The 20,914-nt window shown below is 46.6% G+C and carries 24 protein-coding genes and 1 pseudogene; all 25 read left to right on the forward strand.

Annotated elements, in window-relative coordinates; all coding sequences use genetic code 11:
• The first annotated feature begins 39 nt into the window (after positions 1–39).
• Positions 40–282 (forward strand): hypothetical protein, encoded by a 243-nt coding sequence (locus tag AB6N04_RS03725; protein WP_369310582.1) that lies wholly within the window; start codon positions 40–42, stop codon positions 280–282.
• A 112-nt stretch (positions 283–394) separates the two neighbouring features.
• Positions 395–1,405 carry a terminase small subunit gene (locus tag AB6N04_RS03730; protein WP_369310584.1) on the forward strand — a complete coding sequence of 337 codons (1,011 nt, stop codon included), beginning with the start codon at positions 395–397 and terminating at the stop codon, positions 1,403–1,405.
• A 198-nt stretch (positions 1,406–1,603) separates the two neighbouring features.
• The gene (terL, locus tag AB6N04_RS03735; RefSeq protein ID WP_369310585.1) at positions 1,604–3,001 is read left to right on the forward strand and encodes a phage terminase large subunit; all 1,398 of its coding nucleotides are present in this window, start codon (positions 1,604–1,606) and stop codon (positions 2,999–3,001) included.
• A 4-nt stretch (positions 3,002–3,005) separates the two neighbouring features.
• Positions 3,006–4,508 carry a DUF1073 domain-containing protein gene (locus AB6N04_RS03740; protein WP_369310587.1) on the forward strand — a complete coding sequence of 501 codons (1,503 nt, stop codon included), beginning with the start codon at positions 3,006–3,008 and terminating at the stop codon, positions 4,506–4,508.
• A gap of 37 nt (positions 4,509–4,545) precedes the next feature.
• The gene (locus AB6N04_RS03745) at positions 4,546–5,274 is read left to right on the forward strand and encodes a phage minor head protein (protein ID WP_369311954.1); all 729 of its coding nucleotides are present in this window, start codon (positions 4,546–4,548) and stop codon (positions 5,272–5,274) included.
• Positions 5,271–6,527, forward strand: a complete 1,257-nt coding sequence (locus AB6N04_RS03750; protein ID WP_369310588.1) for a DUF2213 domain-containing protein — start codon at positions 5,271–5,273, stop codon at positions 6,525–6,527. Before AB6N04_RS03745 ends, AB6N04_RS03750 begins: the two co-directional genes overlap by 4 nt.
• A complete protein-coding gene (locus AB6N04_RS03755; protein ID WP_369310590.1) occupies positions 6,527–7,024 on the forward strand; it encodes a hypothetical protein in 498 nt (165 codons plus the stop codon). Before AB6N04_RS03750 ends, AB6N04_RS03755 begins: the two co-directional genes overlap by 1 nt.
• Entirely contained in the window at positions 7,024–8,091 is a 1,068-nt protein-coding gene (locus AB6N04_RS03760; protein ID WP_272578624.1) for a major capsid family protein, read from the forward strand. The genes AB6N04_RS03755 and AB6N04_RS03760 overlap by 1 nt, the downstream gene beginning before the upstream one ends.
• Positions 8,092–8,147: 56 nt before the next feature.
• A complete protein-coding gene (locus AB6N04_RS03765; protein WP_105881054.1) occupies positions 8,148–8,489 on the forward strand; it encodes a hypothetical protein in 342 nt (113 codons plus the stop codon).
• 2 nt (positions 8,490–8,491) lie between these two features.
• Positions 8,492–8,923, forward strand: a complete 432-nt coding sequence (locus AB6N04_RS03770; RefSeq protein WP_080972721.1) for a DUF4054 domain-containing protein — start codon at positions 8,492–8,494, stop codon at positions 8,921–8,923.
• Positions 8,923–9,381 carry a hypothetical protein gene (locus AB6N04_RS03775; RefSeq protein WP_369310592.1) on the forward strand — a complete coding sequence of 153 codons (459 nt, stop codon included), beginning with the start codon at positions 8,923–8,925 and terminating at the stop codon, positions 9,379–9,381. The genes AB6N04_RS03770 and AB6N04_RS03775 overlap by 1 nt, the downstream gene beginning before the upstream one ends.
• Positions 9,381–9,749 (forward strand): hypothetical protein, encoded by a 369-nt coding sequence (locus tag AB6N04_RS03780; RefSeq protein WP_369310593.1) that lies wholly within the window; start codon positions 9,381–9,383, stop codon positions 9,747–9,749. Before AB6N04_RS03775 ends, AB6N04_RS03780 begins: the two co-directional genes overlap by 1 nt.
• Entirely contained in the window at positions 9,739–10,254 is a 516-nt protein-coding gene (locus AB6N04_RS03785) for a hypothetical protein (RefSeq protein ID WP_369310595.1), read from the forward strand. The genes AB6N04_RS03780 and AB6N04_RS03785 overlap by 11 nt, the downstream gene beginning before the upstream one ends.
• Before the next feature lie 9 nt (positions 10,255–10,263).
• Positions 10,264–11,751: a DUF3383 domain-containing protein gene (locus AB6N04_RS03790; protein WP_369310596.1), complete on the forward strand. Its 1,488-nt coding sequence runs from the start codon at positions 10,264–10,266 to the stop codon at positions 11,749–11,751.
• Between the two features lie 9 nt (positions 11,752–11,760).
• Positions 11,761–12,213, forward strand: coding sequence for a hypothetical protein (locus tag AB6N04_RS03795; RefSeq protein WP_096863412.1), 453 nt, complete (start codon positions 11,761–11,763; stop codon positions 12,211–12,213).
• A 50-nt stretch (positions 12,214–12,263) separates the two neighbouring features.
• On the forward strand, positions 12,264–12,722 hold the full coding sequence (locus AB6N04_RS03800; protein WP_369310598.1) for a hypothetical protein: 459 nt from the start codon (positions 12,264–12,266) through the stop codon (positions 12,720–12,722).
• A gap of 82 nt (positions 12,723–12,804) precedes the next feature.
• Complete coding sequence (locus AB6N04_RS03805) at positions 12,805–15,315, forward strand: hypothetical protein (RefSeq protein WP_369310600.1); 2,511 nt, start codon at positions 12,805–12,807, stop codon at positions 15,313–15,315.
• Positions 15,312–15,839 (forward strand): phage baseplate protein, encoded by a 528-nt coding sequence (locus AB6N04_RS03810; RefSeq protein WP_369310602.1) that lies wholly within the window; start codon positions 15,312–15,314, stop codon positions 15,837–15,839. The genes AB6N04_RS03805 and AB6N04_RS03810 overlap by 4 nt, the downstream gene beginning before the upstream one ends.
• A 3-nt stretch (positions 15,840–15,842) precedes the next feature.
• On the forward strand, positions 15,843–16,136 hold the full coding sequence (locus tag AB6N04_RS03815; protein WP_369310604.1) for a hypothetical protein: 294 nt from the start codon (positions 15,843–15,845) through the stop codon (positions 16,134–16,136).
• On the forward strand, positions 16,129–16,944 hold the full coding sequence (locus AB6N04_RS03820) for a hypothetical protein (protein ID WP_369310606.1): 816 nt from the start codon (positions 16,129–16,131) through the stop codon (positions 16,942–16,944). Before AB6N04_RS03815 ends, AB6N04_RS03820 begins: the two co-directional genes overlap by 8 nt.
• Positions 16,945–16,947: 3 nt before the next feature.
• A complete protein-coding gene (locus tag AB6N04_RS03825; RefSeq protein WP_166685310.1) occupies positions 16,948–17,640 on the forward strand; it encodes a Gp138 family membrane-puncturing spike protein in 693 nt (230 codons plus the stop codon).
• Positions 17,637–17,981, forward strand: coding sequence for a hypothetical protein (locus AB6N04_RS03830; protein ID WP_228367568.1), 345 nt, complete (start codon positions 17,637–17,639; stop codon positions 17,979–17,981). The genes AB6N04_RS03825 and AB6N04_RS03830 overlap by 4 nt, the downstream gene beginning before the upstream one ends.
• Entirely contained in the window at positions 17,974–19,161 is a 1,188-nt protein-coding gene (locus tag AB6N04_RS03835) for a baseplate J/gp47 family protein (RefSeq protein WP_369310607.1), read from the forward strand. Before AB6N04_RS03830 ends, AB6N04_RS03835 begins: the two co-directional genes overlap by 8 nt.
• Positions 19,158–19,817, forward strand: coding sequence for a DUF2612 domain-containing protein (locus AB6N04_RS03840; RefSeq protein WP_369310608.1), 660 nt, complete (start codon positions 19,158–19,160; stop codon positions 19,815–19,817). Before AB6N04_RS03835 ends, AB6N04_RS03840 begins: the two co-directional genes overlap by 4 nt.
• Positions 19,818–19,822: 5 nt before the next feature.
• A pseudogene (locus AB6N04_RS03845) lies at positions 19,823–20,635 on the forward strand (hypothetical protein); the annotation flags it as partial.
• Between the last annotated feature and the right edge of the window lie 279 nt (positions 20,636–20,914).

A 20,914-nucleotide genomic window follows, 5' to 3' on the forward strand; every position in this document is an offset into this window, starting at 1 on the left:
GTAGAATTTAGTAAGTGGGTAGTGTTTAGGGAGGCTGCTATGGCAGGTAGTGAAGGGGACGAAATTAAATATTTACCATGGACAGGTGCGGCTTTGAAAGTAGCTTTGATAATGACAGTCGAAGCTATGAAGTTAACGCCTGAAGAGGCAGAAAGGAAAAATATTACTGTTGTAGTTGGTCCGTATGCTCGCCCATATAAGGAAATAATTGCCATAGCTGAAGAATATGGTGAAAAAGAAATTCCTAAATCAATGAGAGATGCTACTCCAGAAACAAAATAAAAAAGAATTCGCAATAACCCGCCTAGAGCGGGTTTTTTATTTGAGGGAAATAGCTAATCAGAAAGTTTATTCCTACAAGTAGACTTTCTAATCGGCTAAGGAGATAAAGACGATGGCTAAACCGGATTGGGGGACGCTACAGCAACTGTTCCTCACCGAACATGCTAAATCAGGAATATCCCCTAAAGAGTGGTGTGAAGACCAGGGACTAAATTACGCAACTGCGCGACGATATATTAAAAGGCCAGCTGCGCAAAAAACTGCGCAAAAGAAATTGCGCACTGCGCACGATAAAGAATGCGCAAAAGAGCCTATATGTAATAGCGCAACACCAACTGCGCAGAGTAGTGAACAAGATAATGCGCACAATGATGAAAGTGCGTTTAACCTGCGCAACTACGGGCTTAACGATATGCAGTTCAGATTCGTCAATGAGTATCTTGTCGATTTAAATAGGACGGCAGCTTATAAGAGAGCCGGTGGAAATGGCGAAGGTAATACTGCTTATGTTGGTGCCAGTCGGATGTACAGAAATGCTAAGGTCAATCGCGCAATTACAGACGCATTAGCGGATAGGGAACGCAGAACTCAAATCACCCAAGATGCCGTATTGAAAATGTGGTGGGATATTGCGACCGCAGACGTTAATGAACTAACTGAATATCGCCGATTGTGTTGTCGTCATTGTTGGGGTTTTGGTTTCAATTATCAGTGGCGTGATGCGGTCGAATATGAAGATGCTGTGAAAAAAGCCACGGTGGCAAATAAACAACCTCCGCAAGATGTGGGAGGCTACGGTTACGATGACACATTAGACCCTAACCCTGATTGCCCTCGATGTAATGGCGCAGGTATTGGCCGTGCACATTTTCATGATACGCGTGATTTAACTGGCGCTGCTCGTCGCTTATTCGCTGGTGTGAAAGAGGGTAAGTTTGGTGTCGAGGTGATCACTCGTAATCAAGATGACGCACTTAAAATGGTTGCACAGCATTTAGGGATGGTTAAGAACAAGACTGAGATAACCGGTGCTGATGGTGGGCCTATTCAGTCGACAGGAATTGACCTAAGCCACCTTAGTTTTGAACAGCTCATGCAATTGAGAAAAAAATCGAAAAATTGACATTATTTAACATAATGACCCTTACATGCCCTGCGACTTTTTAACTCAATTAAAATGTCACCCTAAACCGACAAAAGCCTAAATCTTCTCTTTGAATTTGGACTTTTTATTTGTTGCTAATTTGTTATCAAAAACGCACTTTCTATTTCACTGTCATTTTGAGGTGAAAGGGCTATTTATTCCATTTTAGGTGTGACTATGAACATCGATTTCAACTTATTTGATGAAGAGCTCGAAAGGGAGATAGCGCGCCGTAGCTTGCATGAATTCATTCAGTACATAAACCCTGAATACATCACAAGCCATTTTTCTCAAACGGTGTGTGATGCGCTCGACCAATTCTTGGTTGATATGATGGCAGGTAAGCGTCCTAAGTTAATATTAGGCGCACCGCCTCAGCATGGTAAGTCTGATATTGTTTCGCGTTATCTTCCAGCCTACTTCTTTGGTAAATACCCGAACATGCGAGTTGGGGCGTTGTCGTATTCCTCAGACTTAGCCGGTGATATGAACACCGATGTTCAGCGAATTATGATGTCGGCTGAATATCGTGTGTTATTTCCAAAGAGCTGGTTAGGTAACAAGCCCGAGAATGGCATCGCTGTTAAACGTAACTCTGATGAGTTCGGCATTGCCAATCACAAAGGCAGCTATGTGTGTGCGGGTGTGGGTGGCCCATTAACGGGTAAAAAAGTCGATCTAGGTATTATTGATGACCCGATAAAGAACGCGAAAGAAGCGCTTAGCCCGACGGTTAAAAAATCGATTTGGAACTGGTACGTTTCGACCTTTAAGACCCGCTTATCAAAAAATAGTGGTGAAATCATCATGGCCACGCGGTGGGCGACCGACGATTTATCTGGCCAATTAAAAGAAAAAGCCCCTGAAACCAAGGTGCTCGCATTCCCTGCCATTAATGAGCAAGGGGAAGCGCTGGTACCTGAACTTCACCCTATCGATAAGCTGTTGGAAACCAAAGCAATACTGGGTGATTACTTCTGGTCTGCCATGTATCAACAGTCACCGAAGCCGGGGGATGGTCAAATCTTCCACGAAGAGTTTGTCCGCTATTACTTACCTAAAGACCTACCTGATAAATTCGACAAGGTTATTCATAGTTGGGATATGACCTTTAAAGACAGCGACGGTACCGACTATGTAGTGGGGCAGGTTTGGGGTAAGAAAGATGCCAATGCCTATTTACTCTATCAAATCCGAAAGCGCATGAGCTTTACTCAAACGAAGGATGCCGTGAAGCTACTTGCGGAAAAATTCCCTGAAGGGCGCCGTAAGCTGGTGGAAGACAAAGCCAATGGCCCGGCAGTTATCGACTCCCTAAAATCTACAGTATCAGGCTTAATCCCCGTCGAGCCCGATGGTAGCAAAATCGCACGTGCTCATGCCTGCACCGCGGAATGGGAGGCGGGCAATGTGTGGCTACCACACAAAGACATTGCGCCGTGGATAGTGGAAACCGTGGAGGAAATTACCACGTTCCCATTCGCTGGCCATGACGACACAGTGGATGCGATGACGCAGGCACTGCGTGATTTATACCAGAAGAAAAAAGGCGGTTTCTTTACAACCAAGAGGTAATTCTATGTGGCCGTTTAAAAGGCGAAAAATTGCAGAACAGATTGCACCGCCGAAGCGGTCAGCGTTTACCACAGATTTGTATCCTGCATTAGCAAAAGAGAAGGGATTTAACGGGTTAGTTCTACCGCAGCCGATGATTAACGGTGTGGGGATGGACAGTATTGATACTTCCGTTCCTTCATTCAAAGGCGAACAAGTTTATGGTGTGCCTGAATCGCAAGCGGCTTGGTATGCCTCACAAATGTTTATTGGTAACAACATGTGCGCCATCATTGCGAAACATTGGCTGGTGGATAAGGCCTGTAATATGCCTGCTCGTGATGCTATTCGCCAAGGGTATGATATTGATTGCGATAATGACGATGACAGTGCTATCAGCAAGAAGCTACGCAAGCGCGATAAAAAGTACCGCATACAGCATCATTTGAAAGAACTTATTCACTTTGGGCGAGTGTATGGTGGTCGATTAGCGTTGTTTGTGGTGGAAACCTCAAACCCGAAAGAGTGGTATGAAAATCCGTTTAATCTCGATGGTGTGTCCAAAGGGATGTACAAGGGGATCAAGCAAATTGACCCACAATGGGTAACGCCTGATTTAACCGACTCCAATATTCAAGACCCTGCCAGCATGGATTTTTACGACCCAACGTATTACATCATTGGCGGTCGAAAATACCATAAGTCGCACTTTATTAAATTTGTGCCATTCCCCGTGCCTAATGTACTTAAGCCGCTTTATAACTACTTTGGTGTTTCGGTACCAGAGCGCATCTATGAGCGTGTTTATGCTTCCGAACGTACCGCCAATGAAGCGCCACAACTGGCGATGACCAAACGGTTATTAACAATTGGTATGGCTGATCCTGAAGGAGCGGATAAGAACACCATTCAGGAAAACATGCTTTATTTTATGGAGATGCGCGATAACTATGGCGTGCAGGTGATGGGGAAAGAGGACGTTGCACAGCAGTTCGACACCTCGTTAGCGGATTTAGACGCCACCATTATGACGCAATACCAGCTGGTGGCTGCGGCAGCAAATGTACCCGCCACTAAGTTACTCGGTACCACGCCAAAGGGCTTTAATGCGACGGGTGAGTATGAAGAATCGAACTACCGTGAAGAGCTAGAAAGCGTCCAATCAAACGACTTAGAAGAACTTTTGCAGCGTCATTACGACATGTTGATGCGCAGCGAAGAGCTACCACTGACTGAAATATCGGTCACGTGGGCGCCACTCGATAGCCCAACAGCTGCCGAGAGCGCCGATATTGAGTTGAAATCAGCTCAGACGGATGCAGCTCTAGCGGCGACAGGTGCCATTGATGGGTTAGATATCCGTAAAAAACTGGCGGCTGATAAAGAGTCGAGCTATTACGGCATTGATGTAAACGAGGGCGATTATGTCGAGACGAATACGAGTCCGAACGAAAAAGGCGAAATGGGCAACCTCCCGCCAAGCGGTATTGAAGGGCAAACCCCTGCAGTATTCAGCAGCGCCATCTAGCCGTTATCAACGTGACATGTCACGGTTAATCAGCTCAATGATTAAAGACTATGAAAACGTATTTAGTGAATTGAAGGAGGATTTTGACGGCGCCACGATGGATGCCAGTATCGCGAGTCAAACGCGTATTTGGCTCAACCGGTTAAAACGCAAGTGGGATAAAATCTTTACGACGCAGTCTAGTGCCATGGCAGATAAGTTTGTTTCCCAAGTGGATATTGGCGCACAACGTAATTTAGACGATTCCCTCAAGCAGCTTTCAGGCGGCATCACAATTAAAACACCAGCGATGCCTGAAGCGTTAAAAGACCGAATGATAGCCGCCACGGCTGAAAATGTTTCCCTGATTAAATCCATTCCTAGCCAATTTCACCAGCGTATCGAAAGTGCTGCCCTGCGCTCTATTTCCCAAGGGGGCGAGGGTGCGAAAACCTTATTAGATGAAATCAGGCACACTGGCAGCGTCACAGAAAGCCGAGCGAATTTTATCGCCGTTGACCAAACGCGAAAAATCACGACTGCGGCAAACTGTGAGCGCATGAAATCAGCGGGAATTCGTAAGGCTATTTGGCATCACTCTGGTGGAAGCGCTGAACCTAGAGAATGGCATCTACAGCTGGATGGTGAAGTATTTGATTTAGATAACCCGCCGATTATTGACCCAAAAACAGGTGAGCGTGGATTGCCGGGGCAATTACCTAACTGTAAATGCTTTTGGACGCCCGTTATCGATTTCAGTGGAATAGAAAGCGGTGAGGAGACATGACAAAACGAACCTATGACAACAACGGCTGGCTCGAAGTAAAAGACAACCCCATCTCTAAAGTTGGGGTTTTTGATTATTTAGGGGCGGAAATTGGTGCGCCGGAGCCAGACAAAATCTATCGCGTGTTACGCCCACCGGAGGAACTTGCTAGCGAAGCCACGATTAACTCTTTCAAACTCACCCCGTTCATCATTGAACATGAAATGTTAGGCAAGCATGCGACCCCAGCGGAGAAAAAAGGCATCCAAGGGGTGATTGGTGAGAACGTGTATTTTGACCCGCCGTATCTTAGAGCCAATATCAAAATCTTTTCAGATGTGGCGCTTAGCAATATCGACAGCGGCAAAATCGACCTTTCACCCGGTTATCGCAGTAAATATGAATTCACCTCTGGCATTTATGAAGGCCAACACTATGACGTTATTCAGCGTCACCTACGTGGCAATCACCTCGCATTAGTCGATGAAGGGCGAACCGGCCCTGACGTCGCTGTGCAAGATCACCTCGTTATCACTATCGACACAAAGGAACTTATTCGCATGAACGAAGAAGAAAACAAAGAGAAGCAAACCGCTGATGAAGGTGCGTTTACAGCGGAGCAAGTCACTGCGCTGAAAAGCATTATTGCAGAGGTGATTGCACAAACTCAGTCTTCAGCCGATGAGAATCTGGAAGAAGAAAAGAAATCCACTGATACTAATCCCGAAGAAGAGCAAAAAGCGGAAGAAGCCGTGACAGCTGCCGAAGTTGCAGCGGAAGAAGCCACAAACGGTACACCTGAAGCCGTAGAAGCTGCCGAAGTTGCGATTGAGACTGCCGTTGAAGCTATCGAAGAAGCCAAGGAGCATCTCGACCAAGCGACCACGGATAGCTTAAATCGCCGACTCAAACGCTTAAAAAACGGCATCGGCACAATGGATGAGATTGCATCTTTAAAGCGCAAGATTAAGCGTTTAGAAGCATCAAAACCCACGATGGATACTGGCGTGCTGTTAAAGCAAATCGGCGAACGCGATTCATTAGCCCATAAGTTGACCCCATTCATTGGCGTGTTTGACCATGCAACCATGACCAAGCAGCAAGTGGCGGAGTATGGCGTTGATAAGCTGGGTATCCAGTGTGGTAAGGGCAATGAAGCCATTGCGCTAGATGCGTGGATGCAAGGGCGTGTGCCAGATTCACAGAAAGCCACAGTGACGATGGATTCCGCGGTAAATAACCAATCAATTTTAGACAAGTGGAGTGCGAAATAATGGCAATTCCTAAATCAGTGGCGCATGGCTTAACGTCTGGCGTAGTGGGTGAAATCAGTCATGCAGGGCCTATCCGTGCCGTTGCTGCCATTCTCAGCTCAACGGATGAAAAACAAAATATTTTCGGTCGAGCCTACACCTACAAAGATGATTCGGTGGAGTCTGTGCAAGTAGGCGGTAAAGGGGCGTTCGCGGGGATCATGATTAACCCGAAATCCTATCGTGTTGAAGTACCGTATGCGAAAAACGGCACTCAAGGTGAGTTTTTGTCAATGGGGGAGGTGTATGTCGAGTTAAGTGATGACGAAGGCAAAATCAATGATCCCGTCGTGTTCAGCGAAACGGACGGTTCGTTATCGGCTAAAGGTACGGTAGGTACAGGTGAGCGCGTGATTGGCTTTGTCAGTCGTCATCTGTCATCAACTGACGCACCGCATTTGAGCGTTATTCGCTTAACAGAAATCCCATACCCAGCGGCAGTAAAGGAAGGTGAATAATGCCAGTTAGCAAGCAAAAGTTTTATATGTCTGGCCGCGATATTCGCAAGCATGGCCAACTTAATATCCAACCTAACCAACAGTGGACGTATCAGGAACTTGAGCAAATTGGTTTTGGTGGCTTGGCGTCGATGGACTCCGCGATCACAGGTGCAGCCATGCAGGGTGGGTTAATTCAACGTGAAATGTTGCAACATGTTCTCCCTGGTCTGATTCGTACTGCAACTCGCGTTCGCGTATTGGATGAAATCACTGGTGTATTGAATGCGGGTGAATGGCACGATGAGGAAATCATTCTGAACGTTGCAACACCAACCGGTAAGGCTGAACTTTACGGCGACCATACCAACGTGCCGTTAGCGTCTTACATTCAAGACCAAGAACGCCGCGGTATCGTGCGTTTTGAACAAGGTTTTCAAGTCGGTAAGTTAGAGGAAGCACGCCAATCTGCAGCTGGGTTTGAAGCCGCTGCGGAAAAACGTAATTCAGCGACGGAATCTTTAGAACAAGGGCGTGAGCGGATTGGTTACTATGGGTTTAATAGCCCTGAAACACGTGTATTTGGCTTGATGAATGAACCGAATCTACCGGCTTATGAAACCGCATCGAAAAAATGGAAGGGCGGCACGTTTGCCGATATCACCCAAGATATTACCGATATGTTCTCGCGCATTGAAATGAGTTCAGGCGGGATTATCAAAGACGATATCGCGATCACATTGACGTTGCCGTTGGGCTACCGTTCAACGCTAAATGTCGCTAACCCTGTGGCGCGTGGTGAAACGGTGTATCAATGGGTGAAAGAGAACTATCCAAACCTGCGCTTTGTGTTCTCACCTGAATTTGTCGGGGCGAATGGTGGTGCGGATGTAGCGTATATGTTTGCGGATACCATTGATGATGGCTCAACTGCAACCAGCGCGACCATTCTACAAGTGGTGCCCGTTAAGTACCAATTACTGGGCTCTCAAGCCCAAATTAAAGGGTATTTAGAGGATGCGACCAACGCGACAGCAGGTGTCTTTGTCACACGTCCTTGGGCGATCACCCGTCTAACGGGCATCTAACCTAACCACTTCCTTTTTTACGCCCTCAAATGAGGGCTTTTTTATTGGAGAAAACCATGTCTCTCTACGTCTATTGCACGCTATCGAATGACCAAAACTACTCGGTCACCGATGGCAAAGTGTTTATTGCGGGTCAAGCCAATATCATGACCAAGCATATGTATACCCCGCGTGGGCGTGTCACGGAAATCAGTGACGAACAATACGCCCAGCTTAAAGATAACCACGTTTTTCAGTTACACAAAGAAAACGGGTTTATTAGCGTTGAAAACCGCAAAGAAGACCCTGAAAAAGTGGCCACCAATATGGAAGCCAGCGATAAGTCAGCGCCGGATACCGTGGAATCTTTGGAAGCAGAAAAACAAGCAGTCCCGAAAACCAACAAAAAGGGTAAATAATGATGGAGGCGAGCACATTTCCCCTAACGTCATTTCGTGTGCTCTATCCGTCGTTTAATGGTGTGAGTGATGATGACATTTATATTATTGCTCAATCTGCCCTGAACTATTTTTCGCCTTGTCGCGGCGTTTGCACTAACGAACTGTGGATGTTGGTTGTTGCTCATATGCTATCACTGCGAAAGTGGATTGCAGATGATGAATCCCCAACCGGTGTTGTGACTAGTGTGACTATCGATAAAGTCAGCGTGTCATTCTCTGCGCCCCCTGCGGGTTCTGATTGGTCACACTGGTTCAAAATGACCACCTATGGCCAACAGTTCTTAGCACTCATTAAGCGCTGTAGCGTACCGCAATATATTGGTGGCGCAGGTGAACGTTCAGCCTTTCGCGGTGTGGGTGGCCGGTTCACACGAGGGGGGCGGTTACGTTAATGACAAAATTAGCTCAGTTGAAAAAAGTCTATGATGAGTTAGCCAAGAAACAGTTGAAAGTGGGTTTCTTTGAATACTCGAAGTACCCCGATGGCACGCCCATTGCCTATATTGCTGCCATTCAAGAGTTGGGTTACCCCGCTGGTGGCATTCCTCCCCGTTCGTTTTTTCGCCCGACGATGAGTGACAAAAAAGCAGAGTATGGTCAGTTAATTTTCCGTGTGGCCAAAGCGGCGGCCGCGGGCAATATTTCCGTTACCGATGGGCTAACCCAAGTCGGCGCAAAAGCGGCTGGGGATGTGAAACTGGCCATTAAAGCAGTAACCACACCTGCCTTGGATGATTCAACGGTAAAAGCTAGAGCAAGACGTCACAGCAAAGGGAAATACACCGATAAGCCCTTAGTCGACACAGGGCAGATGTTACAGGCCGTCAGTTTTACCGTGGAGGATAAGTAATGTTCGGAAATTTACACCGTATCGCTTCTCGCTATATTCCTCAGCAAACGACCCAGTGGTTTCGCTTTAAAAACCGTGAGCCCGATGAGCGAGGGCATGACCAAAACCAATATCATGAGCCAGTGGATATTCGGGGGAGTTGGCAAGCCGTCGATACTCAAGATGCTCAATCAATGGGCTTTGATTCAAACCAAGTTTATCGCCGTTTTTATACCTCCCATGATATCAAAGGCATTCAGCGTGGTACTTCACCGGATTATCTTGTTGTTAATGGCAAGAAATACGATGTGATGGGGGATGCGGATTGGTACGAGCAGGACGGCTGGAAATCGGTGATTTGTATCGAGGTAGGTGCCTATGACGGATAATGACGTTGATATTGCGATCCGCAAACAGCTATTACGGCAGCTGACCGAAGTCGGTATTGATATCCCCGTGAAAGCCGGTTTTCAATCCACTAAGCAAGGGCGTGAAGACAATATGGTGATGTTCTTTTCCATCAATGAAAGTGGGCATGGGTGGCAAGGTCGCAATTACAATATCCAAGGTAACAATGCCAATCACCAAGAAAACCAATTATCGGAAAAAACGTACCAAGTTCAGGCATTCATTACCCAATTAGGCCCATATACCGCCAATGATATTACCGCCATTGCTCGAATGGTTGTCAATTCATTGCCTTTTGTGACCACGCTGAGAAAGCAAGGTATTGGTGTACAACGGGCAACATCTGTTCGCCAGCCTTACTTTGTGAACGACTATGGTGACTACGAACAAAACCCCTCGTTTGATTTTAATGTGACGTTTAAACGCTCTCTCTTCCCTGATACAGCGGCCATAAGCGCGCTCTATCCTGATATCCACCGCATATAAGGTTTTATTATGCCAATTAAACAAACTCGATACGTTGATATCGCATCGGCGGTTATTGGCGCGTCTGCTGTTCCGATGCGTAAATTAACCGGTCGCTTATTTTCCACTAACCCCAAAATTCCCGCAGGTAAAGTTTTAGAGTTTGCCAGTGGTCAAATAGATGATTTGCTGGGTGTTGATTCTCCCGAGGCCCACTTTGCACGACAATATTTTAGCTATGTTAGCCCTGCACCGGTGAGTAAGCCGAAGGAATTACAAATTGCGTCTTTTGAGCCCGTCGGGCGAGCGCCTACGCTATTTGGGACAAAAGCCGCCGCATTAGCAGATTTAAAAATCATTGCGGATGGGACGCTATCAGTCACGATTGGTACCGTCACTAAAAGCTACAAAGACATTGATTTGTCCGAAGCGAAGTCCTATGCGGATATTGCGTCCACCATTCAAGCAAAACTCAATGCAGAAAGAGAACCGCAATTTTCCAGTAGCTATTTGACGTTTAATTCACTCGATAGCGCCTTTGAGCTGAGTGGCGGCGTGCAAGAACGCGCATCCATTAGTGTTGAATATTCGGTGCTGGCGAATGCCATGGGGCTGTCTTCCGGTACAGCATCGGAAGGTAACCCCGCACAAACGCCGCTGGAAGCGTTTATGGTAGCAGAGCAGGTTTCCGATTCATTTGGTAGTGCGACATTTTTGGATGAACTGACGTTAGAGCAAGCGGTGCCATTGGCGCAGTATGTTTCCGGTGAGAACGTCAAATACCAATTGCATATTAGCGTGAGCGAAAAGCAGGTTGAAGATTTTAGCGCAGCATTGATGGGAACCGCTTCTGTGGGGTTAAACCTCAAAACGGATACCAACTATTTTATTCAAACCTTACCCATGGCCGTTATGGCGGCGACTGATTATGACCGAACCAACGCCACGACAAACTACATGTTTCGTCAGTTAGGTGTGACGTTCCCTGCGCAAGTGACCACGGATAAAGCCGCTGACCGATTCGATAAGCTTCGCGTGAACTATTACGGTGAAACCGCGATAGCCGGCTCGCAAATCCGTTTCTATCAACGGGGCTTCTTGTGCGGTGGTGCGTCTAATCCACTGGATATGAGCGTGCACGCTAATGAACAATGGCTAAAAGCCTATATTGCTCAGCAATGGTTTAACGTGTTGTTGGCCACACGTGGTGTTCCCGCGAATAAAGACGGTGAAGCGCGTGCGTTGATGGTCATTGCCGGTGCGGTCACCAAAGCGATTAATAACGGCACGATTTTAGCCGGTAAAACGCTGAGTGACGTGCAAAAGCTTGCTATTGCGGATGCGTCTGGCGATGACCTTGCTTGGTATGACGTACAGGATAAAGGCTATTGGTATAACGCGCAGATTGTTGAAAACACGGGTGAAAGCGACTTGCCTGAGTATGTTATGAAATACGTGCTGATTTACGGCAAAGGCGATTGGGTTCGCAAAGTCGAAGGCTCACATAATTTAGTCTAGGAGTAGAACATGCATGATGTATCTGCAACCGGCTTGAGTTTTACCATTCAAGCCAGCAAAACCTTTCCCACTGGGATTTTAATTACCGCCTTTGCTGACGATGCTGATCCACTGGATTTACCGGCTGTCGATATTGCACAAACGGGCATGGATATTAACGGTAACTTGGTGAGTTGGTCTACACCAACACCACAAACCGTCACGATCAACGTATTAGCCGGTAGCGAAGAAGACCAAAATTTGTCTATTTTGCTCGAAGCGAATACCGCGAAAAAAGGGCGTCGACACGCAGGGGATATCATTACCTTTGTCGCCTCTTACGGTGATGGTTCAACGGTCACGGCGCGTAACGGCAAAATTACCAATGGCAGTCGAGGCAATTCTGCCGCCTCGGCAGGGCGTTTGAAATCCAAAGCCTATACCTTTGTGTTTCAAGATTTTGATAGTACACGCGTCCGTTAATTCATTTCTTTTGATGGCGGGGGTTCCCGCCTTTTTTATTGGTGTTTACCATGTTGATTAAACCTAAAGAAGTCGCTATCAAAGACGTTGATGGCGTTGAAAAACTATTCATTATTAGTCGCCTACCCGCCACAGTCGGGCGTGAAATCTTAGCCAAATACCCGTTATCCAACGCGCCCAAAATTGGTGACTATGAGGTTAGCAAAGACGCTATGCTGAAAATGATGGCGTATGTGTGCGTCACTATCGATGGTGAAGAAATCCCCCTTAAAACACAAACCTTGATTGATAACCATGTGCCCGATGGCGAATCATTGATCCGCTTAGAGTTGGAAATGCTGAAATACAACACCAGTTTTTTCGGCAACGACGGGAGCCAAGGTTTCCTCCACTTCCTGCTCAGCAAGGTAAGCGGTTCACTCCCGTCGATTATAAAAACGCTGATGGCTTCTTTGCCGTCATCGTCAGCGAACGCCTCGCCACCTTCACCGAACTCAAAACCTCAATAGATTTAGAAGAGGCAATGGACTTGTGGGAAATTGCCATCACTAACCGTTATAACGAAGCCCTTGCGGCTTCAAAGGATCGCTAATGTCATTAATGGATACCTTTGTGCAGGTCTTTGAGTTTGATACAAGGCAAGCGGATGGGGCATTTAAAAAGGTGCAACGTTCGACCGATGACATTATTGACGGCATAAAACAAACCCAACAAGCGGCTCAGCAAAGTTCACTGGCCATCGGGAATGTCATGACGGAGCTTTGGCAATCGTTGCAGGGGCTGTCGACCGAACATGCCATTTTGTTCACCACCAATGCCAGCGAGGTTAGTGCTGAGACAAGCCACATCGTGGATAGGCTAGATGCGGTGAGCTCATCATTAAGCGCATTGGATGAGCAACGGCAAAATGCAGACGCTGCTTGGGTCTTTGCGGGGGATGCGCTAGGGGATTGGGGGCAATCACTGCAATCTGATATCACCCAATTAAAAAATGACCTCGGCTCGTTATCGGTGGGTGACCAAAAAACCGCATTAGAACAGGTAAAAGGCTCGGTCAGTGAGTATATTAACGAGCTGCAAAAAATCCCGACTACCACTGCCGATGGTGCCGCAGAAATTGAACGTGTGATGGCAGACTTACGCCAATCGATGCAAGGCTTATCGGTTGAACATTCGATTGATTTTGTCACTAACGCAAGTGATGTGACTGCCGAAACGGATGAGATGAGAACGCAGTTAGGGGCTGTCACCGACTCGATTAGTCATCTTGATAAACAACGGCAGTTATCCGAAACGGGGTGGCAATCCACTCAGGGCGTTTTGGGCGAACTCGATGCAAATTACCAGGCACTACAGCAAAATGTTATTCAACTTAATCAAGGTGTCACCGACCTCACGTTAGCCGAACACCAAGGTATCACCGCGAAGCAACTGTCCAACGCCATTATTCAAGCACTGCAAGGTAATTACAGCGAGTTAATTCGTCTTGTGGACACGATGAAAGTGAAGGGAATTGAAGCGGCGACCAGTGAAATTAAAGCACAGCAATCCGTGCAAAAAGCCCTTGAGAATACCGAAATCAAATACCAGCAAGCTGGTAATACGGTCATGTCGTTTGCCAAAAAGGCACTGGGGGCGGTTGGCTTATTGATGGGGGCGACTGCCTTGGTGGGGGAGTCAATTTCACGTTCGGCTGATATTGAAACCCTCGATAAACTGGGTAAAAAAATCAACGTGGCGACTGCCGATGTGGACGCTTTCGCGAGTTCAATGGCTGAACTGGGCGGTACGCGTGATGCGGCGCAAGCGGATTTATCCGCCATGGCTAAATCATTTGGCTTTGCGAAAAATACCATGGAGAAAGTGCTTCAGACCGCAGATAAAGTACAGGGGATGAAGTTCGACAAAGCCAAGGCCACGCTTGCGGGGTTGGGCGTGACAGATGATAAAACCGTCGAACTGATGATGAAAGGGCGCAAAGAACTCGAGCGCATGATGGGCATTCAAAAAGAATACTCAGGCATCAACAAAGAGAGTATTGAACAATCCATCAAATTCAACAAAGCCATGCAAGGCTTTAAGCAATCATCAGGCTTACTGAAAAACAGCTTCTTAGAAATGGTGATCCCGATTTTAACCAAAGGGTTAGAGTGGATTAACCGCTTTGTGAGCTTTTGCAAAGAAAACAAATCGCTCATTGTAGGGTTCTTTATTGCAATAGGTTCGGCTATTGCGGTGTTTTATGTGCCTGCTATGTTATCGGCGGCAGCCGCGACCTTAGCAGCAACATGGCCTATCTTGGCGATCATCGCGGTTATTGCCTTACTGGCTGCGGCGTTTGCCTTAGTTTATGACGATATCATGAACTTTATTGACGGCAATGATTCGATGATAGGGCGTATTTTGGATGAATACCCCGAACTTAAAGCTGTCATTATTGCGTTGTGGGATGCGTTTAAAGCCTTCTTTGATTTTGTCATTGCCTTGTCTCAGGTCGTCGCCGATGTGGCAGTGTCCGCTTTTAACTTTATTGTTGATGGAGGTAAGCAATTTTGGAAATGGCTCAATGAGTTTATTGATGACCTAACGGGGTGGGGCAAACAGTTTGAAGGCGTCTTTGATACCGTTTCTGATGCTGTTGTGGGTATTTTTAAATGGCTTTGGGCGCAAATCAAACAGTATTTAGGTTGGATTAATGACGGCTTAGACGCGATTAAAAATGGCTGGAGCACTGTCAAAGGGTGGTTTGGTTTTGAGGATGCACAAGTGACTCAAACGGTTGAACGCAAAGTCACGACCGACGGCATGATAGAGCACCAAATTCCCGAACAGCCCAAGTTATCTGAAGAAGATACTGCGTTGTTAGTAAAAGGACTGAGCCAACAAATTAACGGCATGTCGAACAATCCAATCAACTCGATGACGAGCCAAGCTATTAGCAATCAATCCAATACTACCAATGAAACTAACTTGTCGATTGGTGAAATCAAAGTGGAAACCCAAGCGACGGATGCGCAAGGCATGGCGAGTGGTACGAAAGATGCGCTGCAATCCCAGCTACAAGATTTAGCCCATCAAACCAGTTCGGGGGTAAGCAAATGATCACCGAGGTGAAAATCTTCAATGTCGATAACTTTTCGACGTTATTTGAAATGGCCAATCCAATTCAAATTAACGTCCGTGACGAACACAAAGCGACACAGTTTACCGTTGAGTCGGGGGAAACACGCAGTGATCATGTGGTGGTTCAGCCCGTTGAAATTGGCATGGATTTAATTTTAGCCGGCGAAATGAAAAGTGCCTTTGAAACCCTACAGCAAGCCTACGATAAACATCAGTTAGTGGGTATCCAAACGCGGGTGAAAACCTACCAACCGATGTTGCTGGTGAATCTCTATCACGATGAAATTCCAGAGATGGCCGATGCGATTAAACTCTCGCTGCGCTTTAGTGAGTGGCGAACGGTTGAGCCAGAATATGGCGACCTGCCGCCCCGTAAGGTGGCAAAAAAAGAGCAATCGAGCACGGTGAATCGTGGAAAAGTGCAAACATCCACGGTGCCAGAGAAAAAGAAAAAATCGGCAGCAACCAAAATTGCTGACGGTGAATTTACGTTAGGGTGGTAATCCATGCAAGAGATCCCTTTAAATGCCGTACCTAATCAACGTTTGCGCGTGAGCCTTGGCGGTGATGAGTGGGAGCTGACGGTTAAAGTGGCGCGAACAACAATGTGTTGTGACGTCAAACGCAATGATGTCACTTTGCTCCAAGGGCTCCGCATAATGCCCAATCAACCGTTGATCCCTTACCGCTATTTATCGGGTAACGGTAATTTTGCCTTTATCACTGAAAATGATGAATATCCGTGGTGGGTGCAATTTGGTCAATCGCAGTATTTGGTGTGGTGGGGTGAAGATGATTGATTTACGCCGCATACGATTAGGGATTGAAGTTAATGGTCGGCTGCAATGGTATGAAGGACTGCGTATTCGTGCCAACGGCACTAAATATGCCAATCCCCTGCAAAATGAATGCACGGTCAATATCGATGGGCTCAATGCGACAACACGCAATATGTTGCTGACCGAAACCAGCCCTTATACCCAAGCGAAGAAACCGCATCGTTTAATTGTCGAAGCCGGTCGTGTTAGCACCGGTATTTTTCGCATTTATGTCGGGGATATTGTTAGCGCAGAAATCGCCTCACCGCCGGATGTAACGCTGACCTTAAAAGCAAAAACCAACAATACAAACGCGCGAGATATTGTTTCTTCATCGGGTAGTGCCATAAGTAAAATGAGCGAGCTGGCTAAGAACATAGCACAGGATTGCGGGGTTAAATTGGACTTTCAAGCCACCGATAAAAATATTGCCAATTGGTATTTTTGTGGGTCGGCACTAAAACAAGTGGAACGGCTGCAAGATGCGGGCAATGTGAAAGCGTTTATTGACGATGACATGCTGTATGTGAAAGACCAGGACAAAGCGTTAAGTGGCCGCTTGCGTATTCTTAACCAAAAATCGGGTATGGTCGGTATTCCTAAAGCCACTGAGAAGGGCGTCGATGTCACTTATTTAATTGATAGTGAGTCGTCATTGGGCGGCATGTTACGCCTTGAAAGTCAGTTTAATCCTGCCTTAAATGGTGATTATATTATTGAGCAACTTAAGTTCGATATTGCCTCTCACGACGATCCTTTCTTTTACCAAGCGACCTGCAAACGAGTGTAAACCATGAACCAACCCAATAATGATATTGCTAGCGAAGGCAGCTTGGCAGGGCAGTTTATGGCTGCGTTTCGTAGCCTATTGATGAATATTGACGACATGCTCCCCGCGACAGTAGTGAGCTATGACGACCAAACTAACCGCGCGGTTATTAAGCCACTCGTCATGATGGTGTCGACACTAGGGCAAAAAGTAGGACGAGCAGCGGTTCCGAATATCCCCGTTTTTCGTTTTGGTGGCGGTGGCTTTTTTATCCGTATGCCGATCAAGGCGGGTGATTTCGGTTGGTTAAAAGCCAATGACCGCGACATCAGTTTAATCTTTCAACGGGGTGGTTTGGAGGATGAACCCAATACAGCACGTTTGCATACCTTTAGCGATGCCATGTTCTTTCCCGATACGCTTAAAGGTTGGTTAATTGATGGCAAAAATGCGGACGCGCTAGTCATTCAGTCAATGGATGGCTCCGTGTGTCTGTCACTGCATGAGGGTAAAGCGGTTTTAGATTCGCCCGTTCTTGAAGTCAATGTGCCCGAAACCACCTTTAACGGCAATGTCACGGTGAATGGTAATCAGGCTGTAAACGGTAACAGCGACTCAAACGGCGGTACGATGAAACACAACGGTAAAGATATCGGCTCAACACATAAACACAGTGGCATTCAAAGTGGTAATAGCAATTCAGGAGTCCCCGTATGAAAACATTTAATGTCAACAGCAATAACGACATCCATCTTGGCAATAACGGAAACTTGTCGATTGTGAGTGGTGAACGGGCATCTAAAAACCGTTGTGAGCATTACGTCAAAGCACTCCGTGGTGAAATGCTGCATAAGCTCGATATGGGGATTCCTTACTGGAAAACCACCTTTGGGCGACAGGCGGACATTCCGTTATTTGAAGCGGCGTTTCGTGACCGGCTGCGTGAGCTGGATGATGTGATATCAGTGGTGTCATTTTCGGCATTTATCGCGGATAACTCGCTGAACTATACCGCGGTGATCCAAACCATTTATGGGGAGATAACGCTTAATGGCTGATTATCAATATATTACGTCACAGGGTGTAATTGTGCCGGATACCAGTACCTTACGTGATGACGTTGAAAACGAATTTAAAAGTGTCTTTGGCCAGCAACTGGATGTTAACCCCGAAACCCCACAAGGCGCATTGATCACCATGGAGATCGAAAATCGGGACGCCGTTGTGCGCAATAATGCAGAGTTGGCCAATCAAATTAACCCCGATTTAGCCGGTGGCATTTTCCTTGATGCAATATGGGCCTTAATGGGCGGGCAGCGTTTTGATGCGACTCACTCCTTTTTATCACAGGTGAAATTCACGGGTATTGCCGAGACTATCATCCCTAAGGGGTCACAAGCGGCCACGCTGAATGGTGACTTATTCGAAACCACCAAAACCTTAATTATCGGTAAAGGTGGCTCAGTAACAGGGGATATGCGTGCCATTGAAACGGGAGCGATTGAGTGCGGTGTGGGTCAACTCAATAAAGTGGCCAGTTCGGTATTAGGTTGGGAAACCGTTCATAACCCCAGCAATGCGGTGTTGGGGCGAGATGCTGAATCAGACTTACAATCAAGGCGACGACGTAAGCAGACGTTAGCCAAAAACACCGTCAGTGTGGGGGAGGCGATTACCTCTGCATTGTATGAATTGGAAGGGGTACGTTCGTTGTCGTATCGAGAAAATTACACAGACCAACCGATGATGTTTGATGGGATCACGTTAGTTCCCCATAGCATTTATGTGTGTGTTGAAGGGGGCGATAAAGAGGCTATAGCACGTTCGTTACTACGTACTAAAACCCTTGGCGCCGACTTTAACGGTAGTGAAGAGGTTGAGGTATTGGAAACTATCAGCGGCCAAATTTATCCCGTTAAATTCGATAGGGCGAAAGAAATTGTGTTGTTCTGCCGAGTAGCGGTGAAAAAAGCCACCGTCGATGCACAAACCATTATTCCCGCCGCGGTTGAGTCATGGGCTAATGGGGATATCGATGGTGAGGGCGGTTTAGTGGTGGGGCGTGATGTATCACCTTTCGAAATATCAGCCGGTATCAATGCTGTTGAGCCTCGTTTATTTATTACACGTGTCGAGCTTTCAACCGATGGCAAAGCCTGGTCATCAAATAACTATGAAATCAAAATGAATGAGGTGGCAAGGCTCAAACGCAGTGCGGTACAGGTGGTGCTGGTATGAGCAAAATTCAATCATTTGATTTTCACTCTGATTTATTAAAGGCGATCCTTTGGCAATATGAAGATGCGACAAACCTTAAGGCATTAGCCAAATACAAAGCGGAGTATTTTGAGCAATCCACAGTCCAGTTTTGGCGTGATTGGTACCGTGATGTGTTTAATATCGATACGGCAAATGAGTTTGGGCTGAATATTTGGGCGCGCATACTCGATGTGCCGTTGGGGATTGATGTACCCCCGAGCGATAAAACAAAAATCGGCTTTGGTTTTGGTAAAAAGAATGCCAATTTCAAAGGTAACTTTCGGCGCAATGCCGATTACACCTTATCGCTGACTGTCGACCAAAAGCGCCTCATCGTGCGTATGCGTTATTTTAACCTCACGCAAAGCCCAACGGTCACCAATATTAACGAATTTCTTAAACGCTTCTTTTGGCAAGCCGACAGCAAAGTATTCGTGCTTGATCCGCTCGATATGACCTATCTGTATTACGTGTTTAATTTCAACCCGGACGAACGTTTACGGGTTCTTCTTGAAAACTTTGATCTTATGCCTCGCCCATCGGGTGTGGGTGTCAAATACCGTATCGTGACAAAGAAAGCCTTCGGTCACGGTCAACATCGTAAAAACTTCCTTAGCAGTAATTTCGGAGCCTAAAACTCATGACAAAAATCTTTAAAATCCCCTTTGCAACACAAGGGGACAGGACTTCTATTCCCGATGATGTGCAAGCCGATGGCGCAGTTTCTTACACGCAAGGCTATAGTTACGATTATGAGCGTGACCAACAAACTGATCCGGCCGCGAAAGATATTGAACGTGAAAAGATGAACGGGATATTTCACGATATCACGCAAGCCATTGGCGAGTTGCAGAGCTTTGGTTTTCCTAAGTGGGCAGCAGAAGGCAAGCCATATCCTATTCGCGCCATTGTTTATCATAAAAACAAAACGTGGCAGTCGAAGATTGAAAATAACAATGTTGAACCTGTCGCAGGCACAGCATGGCAGGAACTGAAAGCCGATTTAAGTGCAGGTGATATCAATGTTTATAACAAAACAGAATCCGACAAACGCTTTCAGCCATTAGGCAACTATCAGCCTGCTGGTTACAGCTATTCTAAAGCTGAATCTGATACCAATTATCAACCCAAAGGCAACTATGCCCCAGCAGGTAATTACGCGTTCAAAGGTGAAAGCTACACGAAAGCCGAAGGGGATACACGGTACCAAGCTAAGGGAAGTTATCAGCCATCAGGGGACTATGCCTTAAAAGGGGATAGTTATACCAAGGCTGAAACCGATGGTAAGTATCAACCTAAAGGCAGCTATCAAGCGGCAGGCTATAGCTATTCGAAAGCGGAGTCTGATACCAATTACCAACCCAAAGGTAATTATGCTCCGACGGGTAATTATGCACTTAAAGGTGAAAGTTACACCAAGGCCGAAGGGGATACACGATATCAGCCAAAAGGCAGTTATCAGCCGTCGGGGGATTATGCAACAAACACAGCGCTTAATAACGGGCTTAATACTAAGCTCAATACGAACAGTGTCACCCAATCAACGGGCGGATCAACAACGAGCGTGATGAGCCAAAAAGCCGTCACCGATGCATTACAAAATGCGGTCAATCTTAATACCATTTACCCTATTGGTATTGTTGTGTGGTTCGCGCAAAACAAGAACCCCAATACCTTATTTCCTGGTACTAAATGGCAATACATCGGTGAAAATAAAACCATTCGATTAGCT

It is taken from the genome of Providencia rettgeri (assembly GCF_041075285.1).
Taxonomy (GTDB): domain Bacteria; phylum Pseudomonadota; class Gammaproteobacteria; order Enterobacterales; family Enterobacteriaceae; genus Providencia; species Providencia rettgeri_G.